The sequence below is a fragment of the Streptomyces sp. CB03234 genome, assembly GCF_001905885.1.
GTDB lineage: Bacteria > Actinomycetota > Actinomycetes > Streptomycetales > Streptomycetaceae > Streptomyces.
The window spans coordinates 1239936-1260947 of record NZ_LIYH01000001.1; the positions used below are offsets into that span (position 1 = coordinate 1239936).

20 protein-coding genes and 1 pseudogene are annotated in these 21012 nt (G+C 73.1%); 11 read left to right on the forward strand and 10 right to left on the reverse strand.

Annotated elements, in window-relative coordinates; translation table 11 throughout:
* Positions 1 to 11: 11 nt before the first annotated feature.
* Positions 12 to 953, forward strand: a pseudogene (locus AMK26_RS05565) (DUF3068 domain-containing protein); the annotation flags it as partial.
* A 10-nt stretch (positions 954 to 963) separates the two neighbouring features.
* On the opposite strand, the gene hrpB reads toward AMK26_RS05565, so the two are convergent.
* Both hrpB and AMK26_RS05575 read right to left on the reverse strand, forming a co-directional pair.
* On the reverse strand, positions 964 to 3504 hold the full coding sequence (hrpB, locus tag AMK26_RS05570) for an ATP-dependent helicase HrpB (RefSeq protein ID WP_073753072.1): 2541 nt from the start codon (positions 3502 to 3504) through the stop codon (positions 964 to 966).
* Positions 3504 to 4298 carry a class I SAM-dependent methyltransferase gene (locus AMK26_RS05575; RefSeq protein ID WP_073752470.1) on the reverse strand — a complete coding sequence of 265 codons (795 nt, stop codon included), beginning with the start codon at positions 4296 to 4298 and terminating at the stop codon, positions 3504 to 3506. Before AMK26_RS05575 ends, hrpB begins: the two co-directional genes overlap by 1 nt.
* Before the next feature lie 350 nt (positions 4299 to 4648).
* Here AMK26_RS05575 and rpsA point away from each other — a divergent pair, with 350 nt between their 5' ends.
* Positions 4649 to 6154: a 30S ribosomal protein S1 gene (gene rpsA / locus AMK26_RS05580; protein ID WP_073752472.1), complete on the forward strand. Its 1506-nt coding sequence runs from the start codon at positions 4649 to 4651 to the stop codon at positions 6152 to 6154.
* Between the two features lie 82 nt (positions 6155 to 6236).
* On the opposite strand, the gene AMK26_RS05585 is transcribed toward rpsA, so the two are convergent.
* Positions 6237 to 6467 carry a hypothetical protein gene (locus tag AMK26_RS05585; RefSeq protein WP_073752474.1) on the reverse strand — a complete coding sequence of 77 codons (231 nt, stop codon included), beginning with the start codon at positions 6465 to 6467 and terminating at the stop codon, positions 6237 to 6239.
* A 126-nt stretch (positions 6468 to 6593) separates the two neighbouring features.
* On the opposite strand from AMK26_RS05585, the gene AMK26_RS05590 reads away from it, so the two are divergent.
* The 3 genes from AMK26_RS05590 (at position 6594) to AMK26_RS05600 (ending at position 8752) form a co-directional block, all read left to right on the forward strand.
* Positions 6594 to 7532, forward strand: a complete 939-nt coding sequence (locus AMK26_RS05590) for a PAC2 family protein (RefSeq protein WP_073752476.1) — start codon at positions 6594 to 6596, stop codon at positions 7530 to 7532.
* 120 nt (positions 7533 to 7652) lie between these two features.
* Entirely contained in the window at positions 7653 to 8276 is a 624-nt protein-coding gene (gene coaE, locus AMK26_RS05595) for a dephospho-CoA kinase (protein WP_073752478.1), read from the forward strand.
* Positions 8277 to 8359: 83 nt separating this feature from the next.
* Positions 8360 to 8752 carry a tetratricopeptide repeat protein gene (locus tag AMK26_RS05600; protein WP_073752480.1) on the forward strand — a complete coding sequence of 131 codons (393 nt, stop codon included), beginning with the start codon at positions 8360 to 8362 and terminating at the stop codon, positions 8750 to 8752.
* A 13-nt stretch (positions 8753 to 8765) separates the two neighbouring features.
* Here the strand turns inward: AMK26_RS05600 and AMK26_RS05605 are convergent, their stop codons facing one another.
* Positions 8766 to 9038 (reverse strand): DUF6343 family protein, encoded by a 273-nt coding sequence (locus AMK26_RS05605; protein ID WP_073752482.1) that lies wholly within the window; start codon positions 9036 to 9038, stop codon positions 8766 to 8768.
* 539 nt (positions 9039 to 9577) lie between these two features.
* On the opposite strand from AMK26_RS05605, the gene AMK26_RS05610 reads away from it, so the two are divergent.
* The 4 genes from AMK26_RS05610 to AMK26_RS05625 all read left to right on the forward strand — a co-directional run bounded on the left by AMK26_RS05610 (position 9578) and on the right by AMK26_RS05625 (position 15208).
* Positions 9578 to 10003, forward strand: a complete 426-nt coding sequence (locus AMK26_RS05610) for a DoxX family protein (RefSeq protein ID WP_073752484.1) — start codon at positions 9578 to 9580, stop codon at positions 10001 to 10003.
* Between the two features lie 165 nt (positions 10004 to 10168).
* Positions 10169 to 12979: a DEAD/DEAH box helicase gene (locus tag AMK26_RS05615; RefSeq protein ID WP_073752486.1), complete on the forward strand. Its 2811-nt coding sequence runs from the start codon at positions 10169 to 10171 to the stop codon at positions 12977 to 12979.
* Positions 12976 to 14274: an SWIM zinc finger family protein gene (locus tag AMK26_RS05620; protein ID WP_073752488.1), complete on the forward strand. Its 1299-nt coding sequence runs from the start codon at positions 12976 to 12978 to the stop codon at positions 14272 to 14274. The genes AMK26_RS05615 and AMK26_RS05620 overlap by 4 nt, the downstream gene beginning before the upstream one ends.
* A gap of 202 nt (positions 14275 to 14476) precedes the next feature.
* Entirely contained in the window at positions 14477 to 15208 is a 732-nt protein-coding gene (locus tag AMK26_RS05625; protein ID WP_443333141.1) for a chaplin, read from the forward strand.
* Between the two features lie 126 nt (positions 15209 to 15334).
* Here the strand turns inward: AMK26_RS05625 and AMK26_RS05635 are convergent, their stop codons facing one another.
* The 3 genes from AMK26_RS05635 to AMK26_RS05645 form a co-directional block, all read right to left on the reverse strand.
* The gene (locus AMK26_RS05635; protein ID WP_073752494.1) at positions 15335 to 16006 is read right to left on the reverse strand and encodes a DUF2293 domain-containing protein; all 672 of its coding nucleotides are present in this window, start codon (positions 16004 to 16006) and stop codon (positions 15335 to 15337) included.
* A gap of 1 nt (position 16007) precedes the next feature.
* Positions 16008 to 16454, reverse strand: coding sequence for a hypothetical protein (locus AMK26_RS05640; protein ID WP_073752496.1), 447 nt, complete (start codon positions 16452 to 16454; stop codon positions 16008 to 16010).
* A gap of 175 nt (positions 16455 to 16629) precedes the next feature.
* On the reverse strand, positions 16630 to 17841 hold the full coding sequence (locus AMK26_RS05645) for a pyridoxal phosphate-dependent aminotransferase (RefSeq protein WP_073752498.1): 1212 nt from the start codon (positions 17839 to 17841) through the stop codon (positions 16630 to 16632).
* An 84-nt stretch (positions 17842 to 17925) separates the two neighbouring features.
* On the opposite strand from AMK26_RS05645, the gene AMK26_RS05650 reads away from it, so the two are divergent.
* A complete protein-coding gene (locus AMK26_RS05650; protein ID WP_073752500.1) occupies positions 17926 to 18606 on the forward strand; it encodes a winged helix-turn-helix transcriptional regulator in 681 nt (226 codons plus the stop codon).
* An 11-nt stretch (positions 18607 to 18617) separates the two neighbouring features.
* Here AMK26_RS05650 and AMK26_RS05655 read toward each other — a convergent pair whose 3' ends face one another.
* The 3 genes from AMK26_RS05655 to AMK26_RS05665 are packed head-to-tail and all read right to left on the reverse strand — an operon-like array spanning position 18618 to position 20253.
* Positions 18618 to 18983, reverse strand: a complete 366-nt coding sequence (locus AMK26_RS05655) for a nuclear transport factor 2 family protein (RefSeq protein WP_073752502.1) — start codon at positions 18981 to 18983, stop codon at positions 18618 to 18620.
* Between the two features lie 18 nt (positions 18984 to 19001).
* Positions 19002 to 19439, reverse strand: a complete 438-nt coding sequence (locus AMK26_RS05660; RefSeq protein ID WP_079277448.1) for a MerR family transcriptional regulator — start codon at positions 19437 to 19439, stop codon at positions 19002 to 19004.
* A gap of 49 nt (positions 19440 to 19488) precedes the next feature.
* The gene (locus tag AMK26_RS05665; protein WP_073752504.1) at positions 19489 to 20253 is read right to left on the reverse strand and encodes an SDR family NAD(P)-dependent oxidoreductase; all 765 of its coding nucleotides are present in this window, start codon (positions 20251 to 20253) and stop codon (positions 19489 to 19491) included.
* 69 nt (positions 20254 to 20322) lie between these two features.
* Between AMK26_RS05665 and AMK26_RS05670 the strand changes: the two genes are divergently transcribed.
* Positions 20323 to 20955: a uridine kinase gene (locus AMK26_RS05670; protein ID WP_073752506.1), complete on the forward strand. Its 633-nt coding sequence runs from the start codon at positions 20323 to 20325 to the stop codon at positions 20953 to 20955.
* The last annotated feature ends 57 nt before the right edge of the window (positions 20956 to 21012 follow it).

Genomic DNA, 21012 nt, shown 5'->3' on the forward strand with positions numbered 1-21012 from the left:
GGGCAGCCACCATGCGCCGAAGAGCCGGCCTCGTCCTCCTCTCCTTCGCCGTGTTCTTCGCCGCCATGGCCCCCACACTGCGCTGGTACGCCTTCCCCCGGCTGGCGAAGATCCCCGCCGGCCAGTACCAGGAGATGGTGCTGGAGGCGAAACCGGCCACCCTCCTGAAGTACGACACGATGAGGGCCGAACAGGTCGACAAGGTCACCATCGTCCAGACCCTCAAGGGCAACGTCGAGGAGTCCCGGAGGATCGAACGCGACGCCGGCCGCGACGTCGTCGTATGGGACGCGCTCTCCCACGTGGCCGGCCCCGACGGCGCCATGGTGTCCCAGATCCCCGAGCGCTACATCTTCGACGCCCACACCCAGGCACCCGTCCACGCCACCGGCGAGATGGTCGACGGGGACCCGGTGCGGCGCGAGGGCATCGAGTTCAAGTGGCCCTTCCTCACCGAGAAACGGGACTACGAGTACTTCGACGCCCAGACCCGTACCTCCGCGCCCATCCACTACAAGGGCACGCGTACGGTCCGCGGCCTGGAGGTCTACTACTTCGAGCAGACCATCCCGTGGACCAAGGTGCCGTACCCGAAGAAGATGCCCCTGCCGGGCGTCGACGCGACGAAACTGGAACAGCAGACCGGCACCACCCGCTGGTACACCACCAAGCGCATGTTCTGGGTCGAGCCCGTCACCGGCGCCCCCGTCAACGGTGAGGAGATCCACCGCGAGGAGCTGCGCGGCGGCACCCTCCTCGGCGGCCGCGACAAGGTCACCGCGTTCGCCGGGCACGTCAAGATGCGCGAGGACTACCTCGAGCACACCGTCGACCTGGTGCGCTCCCAGCGCCGCCTGGTCCTGCTGATGACGTCGTACCTGCCGTGGAGCTTCCTGGTCCTCGGTACGGGACTGGCGGCGCTGTCCCTGTGGCTGGAGGCACGCGCACGGCGCCGCCCGGACCTCAGCGGCGCGCGTTCGTCCGGCGGGTCGGCTCCGCCACCGCCGGGTCCTCCGGCCACGGATGCTTCGGGTACCGCCCGCGCAGCTCCGCGCGGACGGAGCGGTATCCGTCGCGCCAGAAGGACGCCAGGTCCGCCGTGACGGCGGCGGGCCGGCCGGCGGGCGACAGCAGGTGCACCAGGACCGGAACCCCCGCTATGGAGGGCGTTTCCGTCAGGCCGAACATCTCCTGCAGCTTCACCGCCAGCACGGGCTGCTCGCCCTCGTACTCGACCCGGATCCGCGACCCGCTCGGCACCTCGATCCGCTCCGGCGCCAGCTCCTCCAGCCGGGCGGCGTCGCCGGTCGCCCAGGGCAGCAGCCGCTGAAGCGCCTGCCCCGCGTCGATCCTGCCCAGGTCCGCGCGGCGCCGGGCGCGTGACAGCTCCGGCTCCAGCCACTCCTCCGTACGGTCCAGCAGCGCGGCGTCCGAGACGTCGGGCCACGGCGCGCCCAGCACCCGGTGCAGGAACGCCAGCCGCCGCCGCAGCCCGCCCGACTCCCGCGACCAGCGCAGCAGCCCCAGGCCCTCGCGCCGCAGCCCGTCCACAAGCGCGTCGCGTACGCGTGCGGGGTCCGGGTCCCGCAGCGGCCGTACGGCCGTCTCGACGGCCCCCAGCCGCTCCACCGACCGCGCGACCACGTCACCGTCCTCCCAGCGCACCTCCTCGCCCGCCACCAGCAGATGCCGGGCCGCCGCCCGCGCGGTCCCCTCGTCGACCACGGCGGCCAGCCGCACGCGCGCGGAGGCGGCGTGCGACGGCCGGTCCGCGACGGCGACGGCGAGCCAGGGCGCCGCCCGCAGCCGGGACCCCGCGCCGAGCTCGGCGCCGGTCCCCGACGCCATCAGGAAGGCCCCCTCGCCCTTGGCCCGCGCCACCCGCTCGGGAAAGGCAAGAGCGGCGACGAGCCCCGCGACGGCGTCGTCGTTCCACGCGCTCCCCACAGCGCCGGAGCCCTCCGCCCGCCCGGCGGACTCCCGCGCACCGCCCGCCCGCCCGGCGGGCGCGCCCGACGCCTGCAGGTGCGCCGCCAGGCGCCGCGCCTCCTGGCGCCACCGCGCCCCGTAGGCGTCGCCGCCCCGTCGCGCCGTGCGCCACGCGGCCGCCAGGTCGTCGCCGTACTCGCGCGGCGGCTCCTCGCTCAGCAGCGCCACCACCTCGGCGGCGCACCGCGCGCCCACCTCCGGCGCCCCGTCCAGCAGCGCGCGGGCCAGCCGCGGGTGCAGGCCCAGGCGGGCCATCGTCGCGCCCCGGTCCGTCACCCGGCCCGCCGCGTCCACGGCGCCGATCGCCGCCAGCACCGACCGCGCGGCGGCCATCGCACCCGCGGGCGGCGCGTCAAGCAGCGCCAGCCCCGCCGCGTCCGGGTCGCCCCAGGCGGCCGCCTGGAGCGCGAACGCGGCCAGGTCGGCCACCTGGATCTCGGGCGCCGGGAAGCGCGGCAGGCGCCCGTCCTCCGCCTCCGCCCAGCACCGGTACACCACGCCCGGTGCCTCCCGCCCGGCACGCCCCGCACGCTGTCGGGCGGCCGCCCTGGACGCTCGTACCGTCGTCAGTGACCCGAGGCCCCGCGCGTGGTCCACGCGCGGCTCACGGGCCAGCCCGGAGTCGACCACCACCCGCACCCCCGGGACCGTCAGCGACGACTCGGCCACCGACGTCGCCAGCACCACCCGGCGCCCCGAAACGGAACCGGCCAGCACCGCGTCCTGAACCGCCGCCGGCGCCCGCCCGTGCACCTGGAGCACCTCCGCGTCCACGGACGACAGGAGCCCCGCCACGCGCGCGATCTCCCCCACCCCGGGCAGGAAGCACAGCACGTCCCCCGAGCACTCCGCCAGCGCCCGCCGCACCACCGCCGCGACATGCGCCAGCAGCGCCGGGTCCACCCTCATCCCGTGCGGCGGCCGCACGGACGACGCCGGGGGTGCCCACACCACCTCCACCGGATGGGCCACCCCCTCCGCCTCCACCACCGGCGCGCCGCCCAGCAGCCGCGCCCAGCCCTCCGCGTCGGTCGTCGCGGAGGCGGCCACCAGCCGCAGCTCGGGCCGCAGGGCCGCCCGTACGTCCAGCAGGAAGGCCGCGGCGGTGTCCGCGTCCAGGTGCCGCTCATGGCACTCGTCGAGGATCACCACGTCCACGCCGGGCAGCTCCTGGTCCCGCTGGAGCCGCTGGAGCAGCACGCCCGTGGTCACCACCTCGACGACCGTCTCGCGCGACACGACCCGCTCGCCGCGCACCGTGAAGCCCACCCGGCCACCCACCGGCTCGCCCAGCAGCCACGCCATCCGCCGGGCCGCCGCCCTCGCCGCGATCCGCCGCGGCTCGGCGACCACCACCCGGGCGCCGCGTTCGGCCAGCGCCAAGGGCACCAGCGTCGTCTTGCCGGTCCCGGGCGGCGCGCACAGCACCGCCGCCCCGTGCCCGTCCAGCGCCCGTTCCAGGGCGGGCAGGGCGGTACGTACGGGAAGGCCCAGGGCCTCGTCCCGGAGCCGCATCACGCGCGCTCGCACACGAAGACGGCCGTGCCCGGGATCAGGTTTCCGCGCAAGGGGGACCAGCCGCCCCACTCCTGGGTGTTCCAGGCGGGCCACTCCGGCTCGACCAGGTCCACCAGCCGGAACCCGCCCGCCACGACGTCCCGCACCCGGTCCCCGAGGGTCCGGTGGTGCTCCACGTACACGGCATCGCCCTCCTCGTCCTGCTCCACATAAGGGGTGCGGTCGAAGTAGGAGGCGGACACCGACAGGCCCTCCGGACCCGGCTCGTCGGGGAAGGCCCACCGGATCGGATGGGTCACGGAGAACACCCACCGTCCGCCCGGCCGCAGCACCCTGCGCACCTCCTTGAAGACCCGTACCGGATCGGCCACGAAGGGCACCGCCCCGTACGCCGAACACGCCAGGTCGAAGGAGCCGTCCCGGAACGGCAGCGCCGTGGCGTCGGCCTCCACCAGGGGCACGTCCCGGCCGATACGGAGGGCGTGCTGGAGCTGCCGGTGGGACAGGTCCAGCGCGACGGGACGCGCCCCTTGCGCGGCCAGCCAGCGCGAACACTGGGCGGCGCCCGCGCCGATCTCCAGTACGTCCCGCCCCTCGACGTCTCCCAGGAGACCCGCGTCGGCCTCGTCCAGTCCCTCCGGCCCCCACACGAACCGGTCGTCCCCGAGGAACGCCCCGTGCTCGCTCTGGTACTCGTCCGCGTTCCGGTCCCACCAGCCACGGCTCGCCCGGCTGCTCTCCACGTCACCGGCGTGGCGCCGAGTGGCTTCAGGCTCGTACTCTTGGATCATCCCGCCCGCCGTTGTAGGTTGCGCACGGCTCCGCGAAGGCGGTGGCCGCGGCCACGATGGCCTTGGGAAACTTTAAATGTGCCGGGTATGCGACGTTCTGCCCCGGGTGTGCGCCTTCGCGCATTGACCGTGTCCGGCCGTCCCCGTATGCTAAAGGTTGCGCTGCGGGCCTGCGCGCCTCAGACGGAGCAGGTCGCGCTCGCATCTGTTGTATGTCCCCTCGGTTGTCGAGGCGCCTCCCCTGGCGGGGTTGGGCGCTTCCTTGGCTGTCCGGCTTCTTCAGCTGCGATACGGGCTCTCGGCGTAGCAGTACCTACGACTTCAATGTCCGTACCGGAGCCCTTTCCCACATGACGAGCAGCACCGAGACCACCGCCACCACCCCGCAGGTTGCGGTCAACGACATCGGTAACGAGGAAGCCTTCCTCGCCGCGATCGACGAGACGATCAAGTACTTCAACGACGGCGACATCGTCGACGGCGTCATCGTGAAGGTCGACCGGGACGAGGTCCTGCTCGACATCGGTTACAAGACCGAAGGTGTCATCCCGAGCCGCGAGCTCTCGATCAAGCACGACGTCGACCCGAACGAGGTCGTCAAGGTCGGCGACGAGATCGAGGCCCTTGTTCTCCAGAAGGAGGACAAGGAAGGCCGCCTGATCCTCTCGAAGAAGCGCGCCCAGTACGAGCGTGCCTGGGGCACCATCGAGAAGATCAAGGAAGAGGACGGCATCGTCACCGGCACCGTCATCGAGGTGGTCAAGGGTGGTCTCATCCTCGACATCGGCCTCCGTGGCTTCCTGCCGGCCTCCCTCGTCGAGATGCGCCGTGTCCGCGACCTCCAGCCCTACGTGGGCAAGGAGCTCGAGGCGAAGATCATCGAGCTGGACAAGAACCGCAACAACGTGGTCCTGTCCCGCCGCGCCTGGCTCGAGCAGACCCAGTCCGAGGTGCGCCAGACGTTCCTCACGACCCTGCAGAAGGGTCAGGTCCGCTCCGGCGTCGTCTCCTCGATCGTCAACTTCGGTGCGTTCGTGGACCTGGGTGGCGTCGACGGCCTGGTGCACGTCTCCGAGCTGTCCTGGAAGCACATCGACCACCCGTCCGAGGTTGTCGAGGTCGGCCAGGAGGTCACCGTCGAGGTTCTCGACGTGGACATGGACCGCGAGCGTGTCTCCCTGTCGCTGAAGGCGACGCAGGAGGACCCGTGGCAGCAGTTCGCCCGTACGCACCAGATCGGTCAGGTCGTCCCGGGTAAGGTCACCAAGCTGGTTCCGTTCGGTGCGTTCGTCCGCGTGGACGAGGGCATCGAGGGTCTGGTCCACATCTCCGAGCTGGCCGAGCGCCACGTGGAGATCCCGGAGCAGGTCGTCCAGGTCAACGACGAGATCTTCGTCAAGGTCATCGACATCGACCTCGAGCGCCGTCGCATCAGCCTCTCGCTGAAGCAGGCCAACGAGTCCTTCGGTGCCGACCCGGCCTCGGTCGAGTTCGACCCGACCCTGTACGGCATGGCCGCGTCGTACGACGACCAGGGCAACTACATCTACCCCGAGGGCTTCGACCCGGAGACCAACGACTGGCTGCCGGGCTACGAGGCCCAGCGCGAGGCGTGGGAGACCCAGTACGCCGAGGCGCAGCAGCGCTTCGAGCAGCACCAGGCCCAGGTCATCAAGTCCCGCGAGGCCGACGAGGCCGCCGCTGCCGAGGGTGGCGCCGCCGCCGCTGCGGCCGGTGCCCCGGCGGGTGCCGCTGGTGGTTCGTACTCCTCGGAGTCGGACGACAACTCCGGCGCCCTGGCGTCGGACGAGGCCCTGGCTGCCCTTCGCGAGAAGCTGGCCGGCGGCCAGAGCTGAGGCTCCGGCTGCACCGCTGAGCGGTAAGCAGTAGTCAGCACTGAGGCCCGTCCCCGGAAGGGGGCGGGCCTCAGTCGTGTGTTCACCCCGTGACCGGCACGCCCGGTGTGACCGGGCCGCGGCCACCGGTGCGGCTGTTGTCCGCGTACACCGTCGTACGGCACGAGGACGAGTGGTGCGGGGCATGGATCGCGTACCGGTCGGGGCCCGTGGCGCCGGTCAGGTCGGCCTTGTTGGCGCGGAAGACGGTGCCGCAGCTTCCTGAACTGGCGTGCTGCCCCGTGACCGTAGGGACGGGGTGTGGGCATGTCAAGGTCTGGATCAAGGACCCCCGCACGGCCCGCCATGGAGGCCCGGCAGGCCGGATATGGGCCCCGGTGGGGAATGCCGGTACGGCGAGTGACGTTCTTCCGTACGAACACGAGGAGGAGCGGTAATCGTGCTTGATCCGCAGGGTTTGTACGAATGGGAGCCGAAGGGCCTGGCTGTCGTCGACATGGCGCTGGCGCAGGAGTCGGCCGGCCTGGTCATGCTCTACCACTTCGACGGATACATCGACGCGGGTGAGGCCGGCGAGCAGATCGTCGACAGCCTGCTGGACTCGCAGCCCCACCAAGTGGTGGCCCGCTTCGACCACGACAGGCTCGTGGACTACCGGGCGCGCCGTCCGCTGCTCACGTTCAGGCGCGACCGCTGGACCGAGTACGAGGTCCCGGCCATCGAGGTCCGCCTCCTTCAGGACGCGACCGGGGCGCCCTTCCTCCTGCTGTCCGGGCCCGAGCCGGACGTGGAGTGGGAGCGGTTCGCCATGGCCGTCCGGCAGATCGTCGAGCGGCTCGGGGTGCGGCTTTCGGTCAACTTCCACGGCATCCCCATGGGCGTCCCCCACACCCGTCCCGTCGGCCTCACCCCGCACGGCAACCGCACCGACCTGATGCCGGGGCACCTCAGCCCGTTCGACGAGGCACAGGTGCCGGGCAGCGCCGAGTCGCTGATCGAGTACCGGCTGATGGAGGCCGGGCACGACGTCCTCGGTGTCGCCGCCCACGTGCCGCACTATGTGGCCCGGTCCGCCTACCCGGACGCGGCGCTGACCGCCGTGGAGGCCATCACGGCGGCGACCGGCCTCGTCCTGCCCGGCATCGCGCACACGCTGCGTACGCAGGCCCAGCGCACCCAGACCGAGATCGAGCGGCAGATCGGCGAGGGCGACGAAGAGCTGACCGCGCTCGTTCAGGGGCTGGAGCACCAGTACGACGCGATGGCCGGCGCCGAGACCCGCGGCAGCCTGGTCGCCGAACCGGTGGACCTGCCCTCGGCGGACGAGCTCGGCCGCGAGTTCGAGCGGTTCCTCGCCGAGCGGGAGGGCGACCTGTAGGGGCCCGTCTCCAGGCTGGTCCCGAGGGCCCGTCTTCAGGCCGGTCCCGAGGGCCCGTCTTCAGGCCGGTCCCGAGGGCCCGTCTCCAGGGCCCGTCCGGTAGGGCCTAGGCTTCCGGTCATGCTGAAGGTTGGGTTGACCGGCGGAATCGGCGCCGGGAAGAGCGAGGTGTCGCGGCTGCTCTCGTCGTACGGGGCGGTGCTCGTCGACGCCGACAAGATCGCCCGCGAGGTCGTAGCGCCCGGAACACCTGGGCTCGCGGCCGTCGTGGCGGCGTTCGGGCCGGACATCCTCACGGCCGAGGGCACCCTCGACCGGCCCAGGCTCGGTTCGATCGTCTTCTCCGACCCCGAGCGGCTGGCCACGCTCAACGGCATCGTCCACCCCCTCGTCGGCGCCCGCTCCGCGGAACTCGAAGCCGCGGCGGGGCCCGACGCGGTGGTCGTCCACGACGTACCGCTGCTCACGGAGAACGGCCTGGCGCCGCTCTACGACGTCGTCGTGGTCGTCGACGCGTCCCCCGAGACCCAGCTGGACCGGCTCCTCAGGCTGCGCGGCATGACGGAGGCCGAGGCCCGCGCCCGGATGGCCGCACAGGCCACCCGGGAACAGCGGCGAGCCGTCGCGGACCTGATCATCGACAACGACGGGCCGCTGGAGGACCTGGAACCGCAGGTCCGCAAGGTCTGGCAGCAGCTGACCGAACGGGCCGCCACCCGTCCGCCGGCCCACCCGGACGAGTGAGCGCGAACGCGCCCGGCGACGGGGGAGGAATACCGCCCGCGCCGGGCATGTTGAACCGCCGCAGCCGAGGGAAGGATGCGAGCGTGCCCGAAACCAATCCGGAGACCCACGTCATCGACTTCCGCGCGGCGGAGCAGCTGCTCGCCGCCCGGGACCCACGCGGCGCGGTCAAGCTGCTCGATTCCGTGATCGCGGCCCATCCCGAGAACACCGCAGCCCGCCTCCTGCGCGCCCGCGCCTTCTTCGCGGCCGCCCAGCTGCGACCGGCGGAGCTGGAGTTCGAACTGGTCCTGGAGCGGGAGCCGGACAACGCGTTCGCGCACTTCGCACTGGCCCGCACCTTCCAGCGCTCCGGCCGCCCCGACCAGGCCAAGCGTCACTTCCGCCTGGCCGCCGCCCTGGACCCGAAGCCGGAGTACCTCGAGGCGGCGCGGTTCCCTGTCGACTTCCCGCCCGGCGTCCCGCCCGAGGAATGACCGGGCCCGTACGTCAGCGGCCGCCGAAGTCCCCGTCGTCCGGTTCGTACGGGGGGACGTCGCGGCCCGGCTGGTAGTGCGGGCCCTGGCGGATGTGGCGCAGGATGACCACGAGGTCCACCAGGACGACCACGGCCAGCAGGCCGCAGGCCGCCGCCCAGCCGGGCCGGCCGGCCAGGGCGAAGGCCGCCGTTCCGGCGCCCGCCCAGATCAGGCCCCACATGCTCAGCCAGAAGCGGATCCGGAGGGGGCTGCGTGCGGTTCTCGGTTCACTGCCAGTACGCATGGTGATCGCTCTCCCGACGGGCGAGTACCCGGCACGACGCCGTTCGATCCGGCGGACGACGAGCCGGGAGGGAACAGCGATCCGCTGCCGGCGGTTCGGGTCGCATGAGCGGACGGATGCGTGAGGGACACCAGGGCACGGCCTCGGGGCGATCACCTCGGGCGGCTGTGCGGCCGACCTGTACGGCAGGCTCGTGGCGGGCGACGAGCCCGGCATCGTCGCCGCTGCCGTGCCGTGCCGTGCCGTGCCGTGCGAGCCGAGCGGGGCCACCCTGCTCGAACTGTGCAGCGGGGCGGGGCGGCTGACCGGGCCGCCGGCCGGACGCGGACTGGTCGTGACAGCCGTGGACGAGTCGGCCGAGATGCCGGAACGGGTCCATGAAACGGGCCCCGGCGTCAGGACCGTACAGAGCCGTCGTGGTCGAGACGTACCTGACGGACGACGGCACACGGGTGCGGGCGCGGCCGGAACACCGATGAGTTCCGGGCGGCCCTCCGGTCTACCTCCATGACACCCAACGCCCGTAGGAGGAGACCGACATGACCACCACCACCGCCCAGGCCACCGCCGCCCCTGCCCTGTCCCGTCGGGCCGGTATCGGCGTATGGACGCTGCAGATCGTCCTCGCGCTGTTCTTCGCCATTCCCAGCGCCGCGCCCAAGCTGGTCGGACACGCGTCGGCGGCGGAGTCCTTCGACGCGATCGGCCTCGGTGGCTGGTTCATGTACCTGGTCGGCGCACTAGAGCTGGCCGGTGCCATCGGGCTGGTGATACCCGTCCTGTCCGGGGTGTCGGCGCTGGCGCTGATCGGCCTGATGGCCGGCGCGCTCGTCACGCAACTGGCTTTTCTGGATGGGCAGTACTGGTTCACCCCGGTGATCTTCGCCGTGCTGCTGGCCGTCGTCGCCCGGGCCCGCCGCCACCACACCGCGCAGCTCCTGGCTCTGGTCCGCACGCGCATGTGAGCTTCGCGCCGCGTCAAGGCCGGCCTCCGATGAGTTCGGGGGCGTGAGAGGCGGCGTCGGCCCTGTGGGAAGGGCGTGCGCCGACGGGGCTCGGGCCGATTGTCAGACCCTCGCCGTAAGGTCGTAGATCCACGACACGACCAGCGTGAAGGGAGGTGACCGGCCATGCAGCAGGGGCCGCTGCACACCTGTGCCGCCGTCTTCCTCCCGGCCGCGCTGCCGCGTGAGGGCCGTGTCGCCTTCTGGTCCCCGGATGGCGTCCCCTTGCCGCTGCCGGTGTCCGGGGCCCGGCCCGAGACGATCACGATCGTGCGGGCGCACGGGGCCGGGGTGCGGAGCCGTGCGGTCCCGGCGGTGGTGCTGTCCGTCGCCGACGCCCTGCCCATGCTGGTCACCGCGCGGCACGACCCGGCCGCGCACCCCGCCGCCGCCTGCTGGGGCGCGGCCGCCCTGCACGCCCTCCACCTCGCCGGGCGTGGCAGGCTCCTGCCGGGGCTCACGGCGGACGACCTGGACGCCTGGCGCGCGGGACCCCTGGATGCCGACGACATCGCCCACCTGCGGGCGGTCGCGGCGGCGATGCCGTACGAAGCCCATGCCGTGCCCGTGCGGGGCCTGCGGCCGCTCCAGCTGCCCGAACCGGAGGCCCTGGTGCGAGCGTTCCTCGACGCGGTAGCCGACACGCTGCCCCGTACGCCCGCCGCAGCGTACGCCGCGGGGGCGCCGTTCGCGGCCCGCGCCCCGCAGCACCTGCCCCGCGCGCGTGCCTGGGCCGCCGAGGCGGCGGCGGGCATGGACGCCGGCGTCCGCGTCTCACTCCGCCTCGACCTGTCCGGGTACGAGCTGTTCGACACCGTCCAGGAGGGGGGCGAGCAGCGGCAGGCCGCCGCCGCGCTGGTCCAGGTGCACAGCCTCGCCGACCCGACCCTGGTCGTCGACGCGGCCGCGCTGTGGGCGGGGGAGAGCACCGAGCACTTCGGGCCGCGCGCCCGGATCGACGCCGTGCTGGCGCTGCGGCGCGCGGCCCGCGTCTGGGGCCCGCTCGCCCGGCTGCTGGAGCGGGACGTCCCCGACGTCCTGTCGCTCACCGAGGACGAGCTGTACGAGCTGCTGGGCCCCGCCGCGACCCGGCTCGGCGCAGCCGGCGTGACCGTGCACTGGCCCAGGGAGCTGGCCCGGTCGCTCACCGCCGCCGCGGTCGTCCGGCCCGCACCCGGCTCGGCCACCGACGGCACGGTGTTCTTCGACAGCGAGGAGCTGCTGAGGTTCAACTGGCAGCTCGCGCTGGACGGCGACCCGCTGACCGAGCGGGAGATGGACGCCCTCGCCGAGGCGCACCGCCCCATCGTGCGGCTGCGTGACCAGTGGGTGGTCGTCGACCCGGCCCTCGTACGCAAGGCGCGCAAGCGGGAGCTGGGGCTGCTGGAGCCCGTCGACGCGCTCGCCGTGGCGCTCAGCGGCACCGCCGAAGTCGACGGCGAGACGGTCGAAGCCGTCCCCGTGGGCGCGCTCGCCGCGCTGCGCGACCGGCTCGTCGCGGGCCCCGGCACCGTCGACCCGCCCCCCGGCCTGGACGCCACCCTTCGCGACTACCAACTGCGCGGCCTGGCCTGGCTCGACCTGATGACGTCCCTCGGCCTCGGCGGCTGCCTCGCCGACGACATGGGCCTGGGCAAGACCGTCACCCTCATCGCCCTCCACCTGCGCCGCGCCCGCCGGGCCCCCACTCTCGTCGTCTGCCCGGCGTCCCTGCTCGGCAACTGGCAGCGCGAGATCACCCGGTTCGCCCCCGGCGTACCGGTGCGCCGCTTCCACGGCACCGACCGCACCCTGGACGGCCTCGACGGGGGCTTCGTGCTCACCACGTACGGCACGATGCGGACCAGCGCCGAGCGGCTGGCCGCCCACGAGTGGGGCATGGTCGTCGCCGACGAGGCCCAGCACGTCAAGAACCCGTTCTCCGCCACCGCCAAGGCGCTGCGCACCATCCCCGCGCCCGCGCGCGTCGCCCTCACCGGGACCCCCGTCGAGAACAACCTCTCCGAGCTGTGGGCGCTGCTCGACTGGACGACGCCGGGGCTCCTCGGCCCCCTCAAGGCGTTCCGCTCACGGCACGCGCGTGCCGTCGAGAACGCCGAGCAGATCGAGAACGACGAGGCGGTCGAGCGGCTCGCCCGGCTCGTCCGCCCCTTCCTGCTGCGCCGCAAGAAGTCCGACCCCGGCATCGTGCCCGAGCTGCCGCCCAAGACGGAGTCCGACCACCCCGTGCCCCTCACCCGCGAACAGGCCTCCCTCTACGAGGCGGTGGTGCGCGAGACGATGGGGCGGATCGAGGGAGCGGAGGGCATCGCACGCCGCGGCCTGGTCATGAAGCTGCTGACGTCCCTGAAGCAGATCTGCAACCACCCCGCCCAGTACCTCAAGGAGGAGCCCGCACGGCTGGCCGGCCGCTCCGGCAAGCTGGCCCTGCTCGACGAACTCCTCGACACGATCCTGTCCGAGGACGGCTCCGTGCTGGTCTTCACCCAGTACGTGACCATGGCGCGGCTGCTCACGTCGCACCTGGCGGCCCGCGCGGTCCCCTCCCAACTGCTGCACGGCGGGACGCCGGTGGCGGAGCGGGAGCGGATGGTGGACCGGTTCCAGTCCGGCGAGGTGCCGGTGTTCGTGCTGTCCCTCAAGGCCGCCGGCACCGGCCTCAACCTCACCCGGGCCGGCCACGTCGTGCACTACGACCGCTGGTGGAACCCGGCCGTCGAGGAGCAGGCCACCGACCGGGCGTACCGCATCGGCCAGACACAGCCGGTCCAGGTCCACCGGTTGATCGCGGAAGGGACGGTGGAGGACCGCATCGCGGAGATGCTGCTCGCCAAGCGTGCCCTGGCCGACGCGGTGCTGGGCTCCGGGGAGGCCGCCCTCACCGAGCTGACCGACCGTGAACTGGCCGACCTCGTCTCCCTGAGGAGGCCGTCATGAGCCCGCACCGCGACCGCCCCGGCGACCGCCCCGGCTCCCGCCCGGGCCCCGGCGCGCGCCGCGTCCCGCTGCACGACGACCGCCGCCGTACGTTCCCCCAGCTCGCCCCGGTCCAGGGGGGCGACGGGAAGTTCGCCGCCACCTGGTGGGGCAACGCCTGGGTGGAGGCCCTGGAGGACACCGCCCTGGACCCGGCGCGCCTGGCACGCGGGCGTGCCTACGCCGCCACCGGGCACGTCGACGCCATCACCGTGACGCCGGGGCGGGTCGTGGCGTACGTGCACGGCAGCCGCCCCCGCCCGTACCGCACCGAGATCCGGCTGCGGGTCCTCGGCGACGACGACTGGGAGCGTTTCCTGGACGCCGCCGCTGCCCGCCCCGACCACATCGCCGCCCTCCTCGACAAGGACGTGCCGCACGCCCTGGCCGCCGGAGTCGACCTGCTGCCGGGCCCGGGCGACCTGATCCCGGACTGCTCCTGCCCCGACCACGGCTACCCCTGCAAACACGCGGCCGCCCTGTGCTATCAGGCGGCGCGGCTCCTCGACGAGGACCCGTTCGTGCTGTTCCTGATGCGCGGCCGAGGCGAACAGGAGATCCTCGCGGCGCTCAGCCACCGCAACGCCGCCCACGAGGCGGCCGAGACCACCGCCGCGCCCCCGCCCATGCCCACCGTGCCCGCCCGCACGGCCGTCACCTCCCCGCCCGCCACGACCCTGCCGCCGCCGCTGCCCGTCCCCGACCGGCCCGGCCGCCCACCGCTCTACCCCGAGGACCCGGACGCCCCCGACCCGCTGGCCCTGGAGATGCTGGCCACCGAGGCGGCAGCCCGCGCGCACACCTTCCTGACCACCGGGCAGGACCCGGTCGCCTCCCTCACCCCCTGGCAGGACGCCGTCCGCCTCGCGGCCGCCCACCCGGGCTCCGGCCTGACCGCCTCCACCCGCGCCCTCTACCGTGACCTCGCCGCCGCCCTGGACCGCACCCCCGCCGACCTGGCCCGCGCGGTCGCCGCCTGGCGCCAGGGCGGACCGGCCGGGCTCGCCGTCCTGGAGGAGCCCTGGGACCCGCCGGCCGGCCCCTTCGACCGTGCCCGCCCCGCCCTGATCGCCGCCGACCTCCCGCACTTCCGCCCTTGGCGCAACCGCCTCTCCACCCGCTCACTGCAACTGCGTTACGGCCGCGACGGGCTCTGGTACGGGTACGAATCGGACCCCGACCGGGAGGACTGGTGGCCGAGAGGCACCCCTGACGCGGACCCGGTGGGAGCACTCACCGACCTGCTGGAGCGCTGACGGGCACGCCGCCGACCGGGGGACACGTCGTAAAGACCATGTGAGGGTTCGAATGAGCCGCCACTCGATGGGGTGAATGGCGGATGCGTCATAACCCGGCTTGCCTGTAAGGCGTTAATTCCGGTGCGGGCGGGTGCCCGTGAAAGTCTCCGGAAGGCAGGAAGCCATGAGGCACACTCGCCGAAATGGTCTGGTCACACTGATGGCCACGGGTGGCGCGCTCGCTCTGGCGGCGGGTTATGCGCAGGCCGACTCCGACGCGGCCGGTGCCGCGGCGGATTCGCCGGGGCTGATCTCCGGCAACACCGTGCAACTGCCGGTGGACGTCCCGGTCAACGTCTGCGGGAACACCGTCAATGTGGTCGGGATTCTCAACCCCGCGGCCGGCAACACATGCGCGAACAAGGGCGGCGGCCACGACCACAAGGACCGGCCCGGCACGCCGCACGGGAAGCCCGGCAAGCACGGTGAGCAGGGCGGCAAGAGCGGAAGCAAGAACGGCGGCGGCGCTTCGGCGGACGGTGCCGCGGTGAAGTCGCCGGGTGTGATCTCCGGCAACGGCATCCAGCTGCCCATCGACCTGCCGGTCAACGTCAGCGGCAACTCCGTCAGCCTGGTCGGCATCCTCAACCCCACCTTCGGCAACGCCTCCAGCAACGGCGGCAGCAAGACGCCCGTCACGCCGCAGAAGCCGCCGAAGGACCACGACAAGCCCGTCTCCCCGCCCCAGAGCGACGGCCCCGCCACTCCGGTGCCCGCACCGGCCGATCAGGCCCCCGCGCCGGTGCCGGTGGAGCGGACCAGCTCGACGGCGCTCGCGGAAACCGGCTCCGGCGCCGGCCTCATCGGCATCGGAGTGCCCGCCGCCATGGGCCTCATGCTCGGCGGTGGCCTCCTCTACCGCCGCTTCCGCCCCACGCCCGACCGCACGTGAATTCCCGCGGCGGCCGGTCGCCCCGAGCACCCGGCCGCCCCGGCCCCGCCACCGTCGCCGCCGTTGCCGCCGGAACCGCCGGAACCGCCGGAACCGCCGGAACCGTCGGAACCGCCGGAACCGCCGTCACGGCCGCCAGGCGGCCAGCACCGACTCGATGACCGGTGCCACCCGGGTACGCGCCTGGCGGCGGGGGACACCGCGCATCAACAGGGCGTCGTACTCGGTGTCGAGATGCCGCACCGACGCCCGTACCGCCGCCGTGACCGCTCCCTCGTCCAGCGCCCGCCCCGCCGCCGTACGCCCCACGCGGCCGCTTCCCCGCTCCCCGGCGTGCCCCGCGATCTCGGCGGCACGCTCCGGCGGGCAGCCGGGGAAGAGGCGCAGGATCTCGTCGGCCAGCGCGGCCCGGAACCGCTCGTCCTCCACCGCCCGGCGCACCGCGTCCCGGGCCCGGCGGCGGGCCCGTGCCTCCGCGTCGGCCAGGCACGCCGCCTCCGCCCGCGCGAGGGCGGCCTCCTCCACGAGGATGCCCTGGCGTTCGTACCGCGTACGGCGCCGGTTGTGGCGTACGACCACGGCCCACAGGCCGCTCGCCTCACGGGCCCTGCGGGTGAGTGCCGCGTCGCCGCGCGGCAGGTAGACCAGGTGGCCGAGGTCGGCGCAGTCCAGGCAGAGCGGCGCGTTGAACTCCAGGACCAGCCGGGGGAGCGGCCCACCGCGGCACTCCGCGCAGTGCCGCCGTTTGAGCGGCTCGATCACCACGAGGGGGGCCGACACCGCCTGGGCCGCCGCCATGTCAGCGCACGCCGGGGGCCGCGGCCTCGATGAACGCGGTCAACGCCTCGACGGCCTCGGTCGAGCGGCGCTGCCGCTCCGCCTCGTCCTTCGCCTCGTGCATGCAGTGCGTCACCTCGAAGGCCTTGTACGCCTTTTCGACCGTCACGCCGTCCTCGCACACCAGCTGCACCCGGACGAGAGCCTGCCGGGCGGTGGCGCGCCGGTCGTACGACTCCAGGCGCGCGGACTCGGCATGCGAGCCGTTCCGGCGGTACCAGCGGGCGTTCTGCGCCTGCCGGTACTCGACGACCGCGTCCGCGAACGCGCTGTACGTCGAGATCCGTTCCTGGCGCAGCTGTTCGGCGCGCGTCAGGGCGGCGGTGCGCTGCGCAGCCCGGCCCTGGAAGAAGTGCGTGACGACCGCACCGAGCAGCGTGCCGACCACGGCTATGAGCGCCGTCTCCATCGCTCCGTACTCCTCAATCCTTCGGTCCGGGCACGCCGGTGCTGAGGGGATTCTCTCGTGACAACGACAAGACTCAAACAGTTCATCGCAGTTGAGAAGAGCGGACGGGCTGCCCGCGCGGCGCGTCAGGGCCCGGGGGCCGGCTACGCCTCGGGGCCCGCTCCCTTTCCCCGGCTCACTGGCGGTACCCGCTCAGGAAGCGGCCGATCCGGCTGATCGCCGCGTCGAGATCGTCGACGTGCGGCAGGGTGAGGATGCGGAAGTGGTCCGGGCGCGGCCAGTTGAAGCCGGTGCCCTGCACCACTTGGATCTTCTCCCGCAGCAGCAGGTCCAGGACGAACTTCTCGTCGTCGTGGATGCGGTGCACCTTCGGATCGAGGCGCGGGAAGGCGTACAGCGCGCCCTTGGGTTTGACGCATGAGACGCCGGGAATGTCGTTGAGCTTCTCCCAGGCCTTGTCGCGCTGCTCATGGAGGCGGCCGCCGGGGGCGGTCAGCTCGTGGATGGACTGGCGGCCGCCGAGGGCGGCCTGGATGGCGTACTGGGCGGGGGCGTTGGCGCACAGGCGCATGGAGGCGAGCATGGTGAGCCCCTCCAGGTAGTTGCGCGCGTGCTGCTTGGGGCCGGTGACGACGAGCCAGCCGGAGCGGAAGCCCGCGACGCGGTACGTCTTGGACAGGCCGGAGAAGGTCAGGACGACCAGGTCGGGGGCGAGGGAGGCGGCGGTGTGGTGGACGGCGCCGTCGTACAGGATCTGGTCGTAGATCTCGTCGGCGAACACCATCAGCTGGTGGCGGCGGGCGAGGTCGAGGATGCCCTCGACGATCTCGCGCGGGTAGACGGCGCCGGTGGGGTTGTTGGGGTTGATGATGACGACGGCCTTGGTGCGGTCGGTGATCTTCGCGGCCATGTCGTCCAGGTCGGGGTACCAGTCGGCGGACTCGTCGCACAGGTAGTGCACCGGCCGGCCGCCGGAGAGGGCGGTGACGGCGGTCCACAGGGGGAAGTCGGGCGCCGGGATGAGGACTTCGTCGCCGTTCTCCAGGAGGGCCTGGACGGCCATGGAGACGAGTTCGGAGACGCCGTTGCCGAGGAAGACGTCGTCGACGTCGACATCGGTGAGACCGAGGGCCTGGTAGCGCTGGGCGACGGCGCGGCGGGCGGAGAGGACGCCGCGGGAGTCGGTGTAGCCATGGGCCTGCGGGAGCATCCGGATCATGTCCTGGACGATCTCCTCGGGCGCCTCGAAGCCGAAGAGGGCCGGGTTGCCGGTGTTGAGGCGCAGCACGCTGTGGCCGGCCTCCTCCAGGGCGTTGGCGTGCTCGATGACCGGGCCGCGGATCTCGTAGCAGACCTCGCTGAGCTTGCTCGACTGCCGGAACTCCATGCGCGACGACCTCCAGAAGTGGTGTTGCTTGGTTTTACCAAGTGTGAGCTTGGAAAGTCCAACAACTTGTCTAGACTGCCTCGCATGCCACGTCGACGAAGTTACGACCAGTACTGCGCCGCCGCCCGTGCCCTCGACGCCGTCGGTGACCGCTGGACGCTGCTGATCGTCCGCGAACTGCTCGCGGGTCCGCGCCGCTACACCGACCTGCACGCCGATCTCCCCGGCGTCAGTACGGACATGCTCGCCTCGCGGCTCAAGGACATGGAGCGCGACGACCTGGTGACCCGTCGCCGGCTGCCGCCGCCCGCTTCCGCGTACGTGTACGAACTCACCGACCGGGGGCGGGACCTGTTGCCCGTGCTGCGGGCCCTGGCGGCCTGGGGAGCCCCCGCTCTCGCCGAGCCCCGCCCCACGGACGCGGTGCGGGCGCACTGGTTTGCCATCCCGCTGCTGGACGCCCTGCAGGCGGCGGCCCCGGGGCCGGGAGTGGTCGAAGTCCGGCTCGACGAGGGGACGTTCCATGTCAGGCTGGGCGGCGACGCCGACAGCGGCCAGGTGACGTACGCCGACGGCCCCGCCGCTCACGAGCCGGACGTCTGCCTGCGGATGGACGCGGCGACGTGCGCGGCCGTGGCGGCCGGGGGTCTGTCGGTCGCCGAGGGTGTGAGGGCGGGGCGTATCGAGGTGGTGCGCGGGCCGGAGGGCGTGGCGGCGGCCGGTCGCGGCGACGCCGGGACGCTCGCCGGGAGCGCCCGCGCCTGAACGAGCGGGTGTCAGTGGGCGAGCGTCGCCCCGTACGCACCGAAGCCGGCGATCACCAGGCCGTCGCGGAAGGTCAGCACCTCGTAGACACGGTCACCGATCTGGTTCCGGTAGTCGATCACCAGCGCGTCGACGCCCACCCGTATGTCCAGCACCTCGAAGTGCAGGTCGGGAATGCGCCGTAGCCCCTCGGTCCAGTACGCGCGCAGCGCGTCCTTGCCGCGCACGGTGCCGGAAGGGTCGCCGTAGCAGCGGCTGACCATGGGGGAGGAGAAGGTCACGTCGTCGTGGTAGCGGGCGAGGATGCGGTCGATGTCATGGGAGTTCCAGTCGTCCCGCCACTGCGTGGCGAACCTCCGCGCGAATTCCAGGTCCATGGACGGATGTCACGTGCATCATGCACACGGTGTGGGCCCGGTGGCGCCCGGGGTGTCCGGTACACGCCCCCGCTGACCGATGCGTCGGTTGCGCCCGCCGCCCGAACGGCGTTCAGCGCGCAGCAACGCCGCCGCGAGCCGGTCGCGGGCGGCTGTCTGCGCGGCGATCCGGGCGTCCAGGACCGCGAGCCGGCCCCGGGCGATCTCCAGACCGCGCTCGGACGGCGGCGCGCCCGCGACGTCACCGTCCAGGCAGGCACTGAACGCCGCCACGTCCTCCAACGTCAGCCCGGCGTCCAGCAGATGGCGGATGTTGCGTACGCGGACGGCGGCACCCTCGTCGTCTTCCCGATAGCCGTTGGGCGCGCGCGTCGACGAGATCAGGCCCTGCTGTTCGTAGTGGCGGAGGGCGCGGGCCGTGGTGCCCGTCGCCCGTGCCAGTTCCCCGATGCGCACTGTGCTCCCCTCCAGGGAGCCATTGCTATCACGGGCGGGTCTCCCGGGTTCACGCCACCACGGCGCCCCCGTCCACGGGCAGTACGGTGCCGGTAACGAAGGAGGCCTCGGGCGAGGCGAGTTGGGTGATGGCCCATGCGACGTCCTCCGGGCGGCCGATCCGGCCGAGAGGGGTGTGCGCCCGCTGCCAGGCACGCAAGCCGGCCAGTTCCTCGGGGGACAGCCCGGAGTGCTCGCCCATCGGCGTCTCGACCGCACCCGGCGCGACGGCGACGACGCGGATGCCGCGCGGGGCGAGTTCGACGGCCCAGCTACGGGTGAGGAGTTCGAGGGCGGTCTTGGTCGCCGCGTACACGGCATTGCCCGGCCAGGCCCATTGGCCCACCGAGGTGGTGACGTTCACGACCACGCCGTGCGCCGCTTGCCGTTCCAGGGCGGGCAGTGCGGCCTGGGTGAGGAGGACGGGCGCCACGAGATTGGTGTCCAGCTGGGGCGCCATGGAGGCCCGGGTGTGCGTGCCGAGACGGCAGCTTCCCACGACGGCCGCGTTGTTGACGAGGACGTCGAGGCGGCCGTACGTGTCGAGGGCGGCGCCGACGATGTGCTCGGCGGCACCCTCCTCGGTGACGTCGGCGGCGAGCGGCCGGATGCCGTCCGGGTGGGCCCGCGCGGTCTCGGCGAGGGGCTCCGGGCGGCGGCCGACGGCGAGGACGTGGGCACCCCGCGCGGCGAATGCCCTGGCGGTGGCGCGGCCGATACCGGTACCGGCGCCGGTGACGATCACGACCCTGGTGCTCTTCTGCGCGTGCTTCATGGGGCGATCCTCGAACCCTGCCGCCAATGGCAAGGTCAACTCATGACGCGTCTCGGGCAGCATGGGGGCGTGAAACTCGAACCGATCACCTGGGAACGGCTGGCCGACGCGCTCGCCGCGCACGTGGACGGGCTGTCCCCGGGCGACGGCGGGCCGTGGCTGAAGGTCGCCGTCGACGGGGCGCCCGCCGCCCGGCCCGGAGAGCCGGCCGGGCGGCTGGCGGAGGCACTGCGGGTGCGTGGGCGAGCGGTGATGACCGTGGGAACGGAGGGGTTCCTGAGGCCGGCGTCGCTGCGGTACGAGTACGGCAAGGAGGACGCCGACGCGTACTACAGCGGCTGGTTCGACACCGGCGCCTTGTGGCGGGAGGTCTTCGGGCCTCTGGAGCCGGGCGGCGACGGGCGGGTGCTCCCCGACCTGTGGGACCCGGTGACGGACAGGGCGACACGCAGCCCGTACCGGACGCTGGCGCCGGGCGGGGTACTGGTACTGCACGGGCCGTTCCTGCTCGGCCACTGGTTCCCCTTCGACCTGACGGTCCACCTCCGGCTGTCACCCGGCGCCCTGGCCCGTCGCACGGAGCAGCCGTGGACGCTGCCGGCCTTCGAGCGGTACGAGGCCGAGGTCGCCCCGACGGAGAGCGCCGACATCGTCGTCCGCGCCGACGACCCCCGCCACCCGGCTTGGACGGGCCTGCGCTAGCGACCACGGTCCCTTCCGGACCGACCACCCGGCATGCCCCCGGCCGCCCCGCTGCTC

Bases quoted from the DNA above. Each gene is read 5' to 3' on its own strand.
- hrpB (WP_073753072.1), bottom strand. From the start codon at position 3,504: ATGCGGCTCCGGGACGAGGCCCTGGGCCTTCCCGTACGTACCGCCCTG.
- AMK26_RS05575 (WP_073752470.1), bottom strand. From the start codon at position 4,298: ATGATCCAAGAGTACGAGCCTGAAGCCACTCGGCGCCACGCCGGTGAC.
- rpsA (WP_073752472.1), top strand. From the start codon at position 4,649: ATGACGAGCAGCACCGAGACCACCGCCACCACCCCGCAGGTTGCGGTC.
- coaE (WP_073752478.1), top strand. From the start codon at position 7,653: ATGCTGAAGGTTGGGTTGACCGGCGGAATCGGCGCCGGGAAGAGCGAG.
- AMK26_RS05605 (WP_073752482.1), bottom strand. From the start codon at position 9,038: ATGCGTACTGGCAGTGAACCGAGAACCGCACGCAGCCCCCTCCGGATC.
- AMK26_RS05610 (WP_073752484.1), top strand. From the start codon at position 9,578: ATGACCACCACCACCGCCCAGGCCACCGCCGCCCCTGCCCTGTCCCGT.
- AMK26_RS05615 (WP_073752486.1), top strand. From the start codon at position 10,169: ATGCAGCAGGGGCCGCTGCACACCTGTGCCGCCGTCTTCCTCCCGGCC.
- AMK26_RS05620 (WP_073752488.1), top strand. From the start codon at position 12,976: ATGAGCCCGCACCGCGACCGCCCCGGCGACCGCCCCGGCTCCCGCCCG.
- AMK26_RS05625 (WP_443333141.1), top strand. From the start codon at position 14,477: ATGGCCACGGGTGGCGCGCTCGCTCTGGCGGCGGGTTATGCGCAGGCC.
- AMK26_RS05635 (WP_073752494.1), bottom strand. From the start codon at position 16,006: ATGGCGGCGGCCCAGGCGGTGTCGGCCCCCCTCGTGGTGATCGAGCCG.
- AMK26_RS05640 (WP_073752496.1), bottom strand. From the start codon at position 16,454: ATGGAGACGGCGCTCATAGCCGTGGTCGGCACGCTGCTCGGTGCGGTC.
- AMK26_RS05645 (WP_073752498.1), bottom strand. From the start codon at position 17,841: ATGGAGTTCCGGCAGTCGAGCAAGCTCAGCGAGGTCTGCTACGAGATC.
- AMK26_RS05650 (WP_073752500.1), top strand. From the start codon at position 17,926: ATGCCACGTCGACGAAGTTACGACCAGTACTGCGCCGCCGCCCGTGCC.
- AMK26_RS05655 (WP_073752502.1), bottom strand. From the start codon at position 18,983: ATGGACCTGGAATTCGCGCGGAGGTTCGCCACGCAGTGGCGGGACGAC.
- AMK26_RS05665 (WP_073752504.1), bottom strand. From the start codon at position 20,253: ATGAAGCACGCGCAGAAGAGCACCAGGGTCGTGATCGTCACCGGCGCC.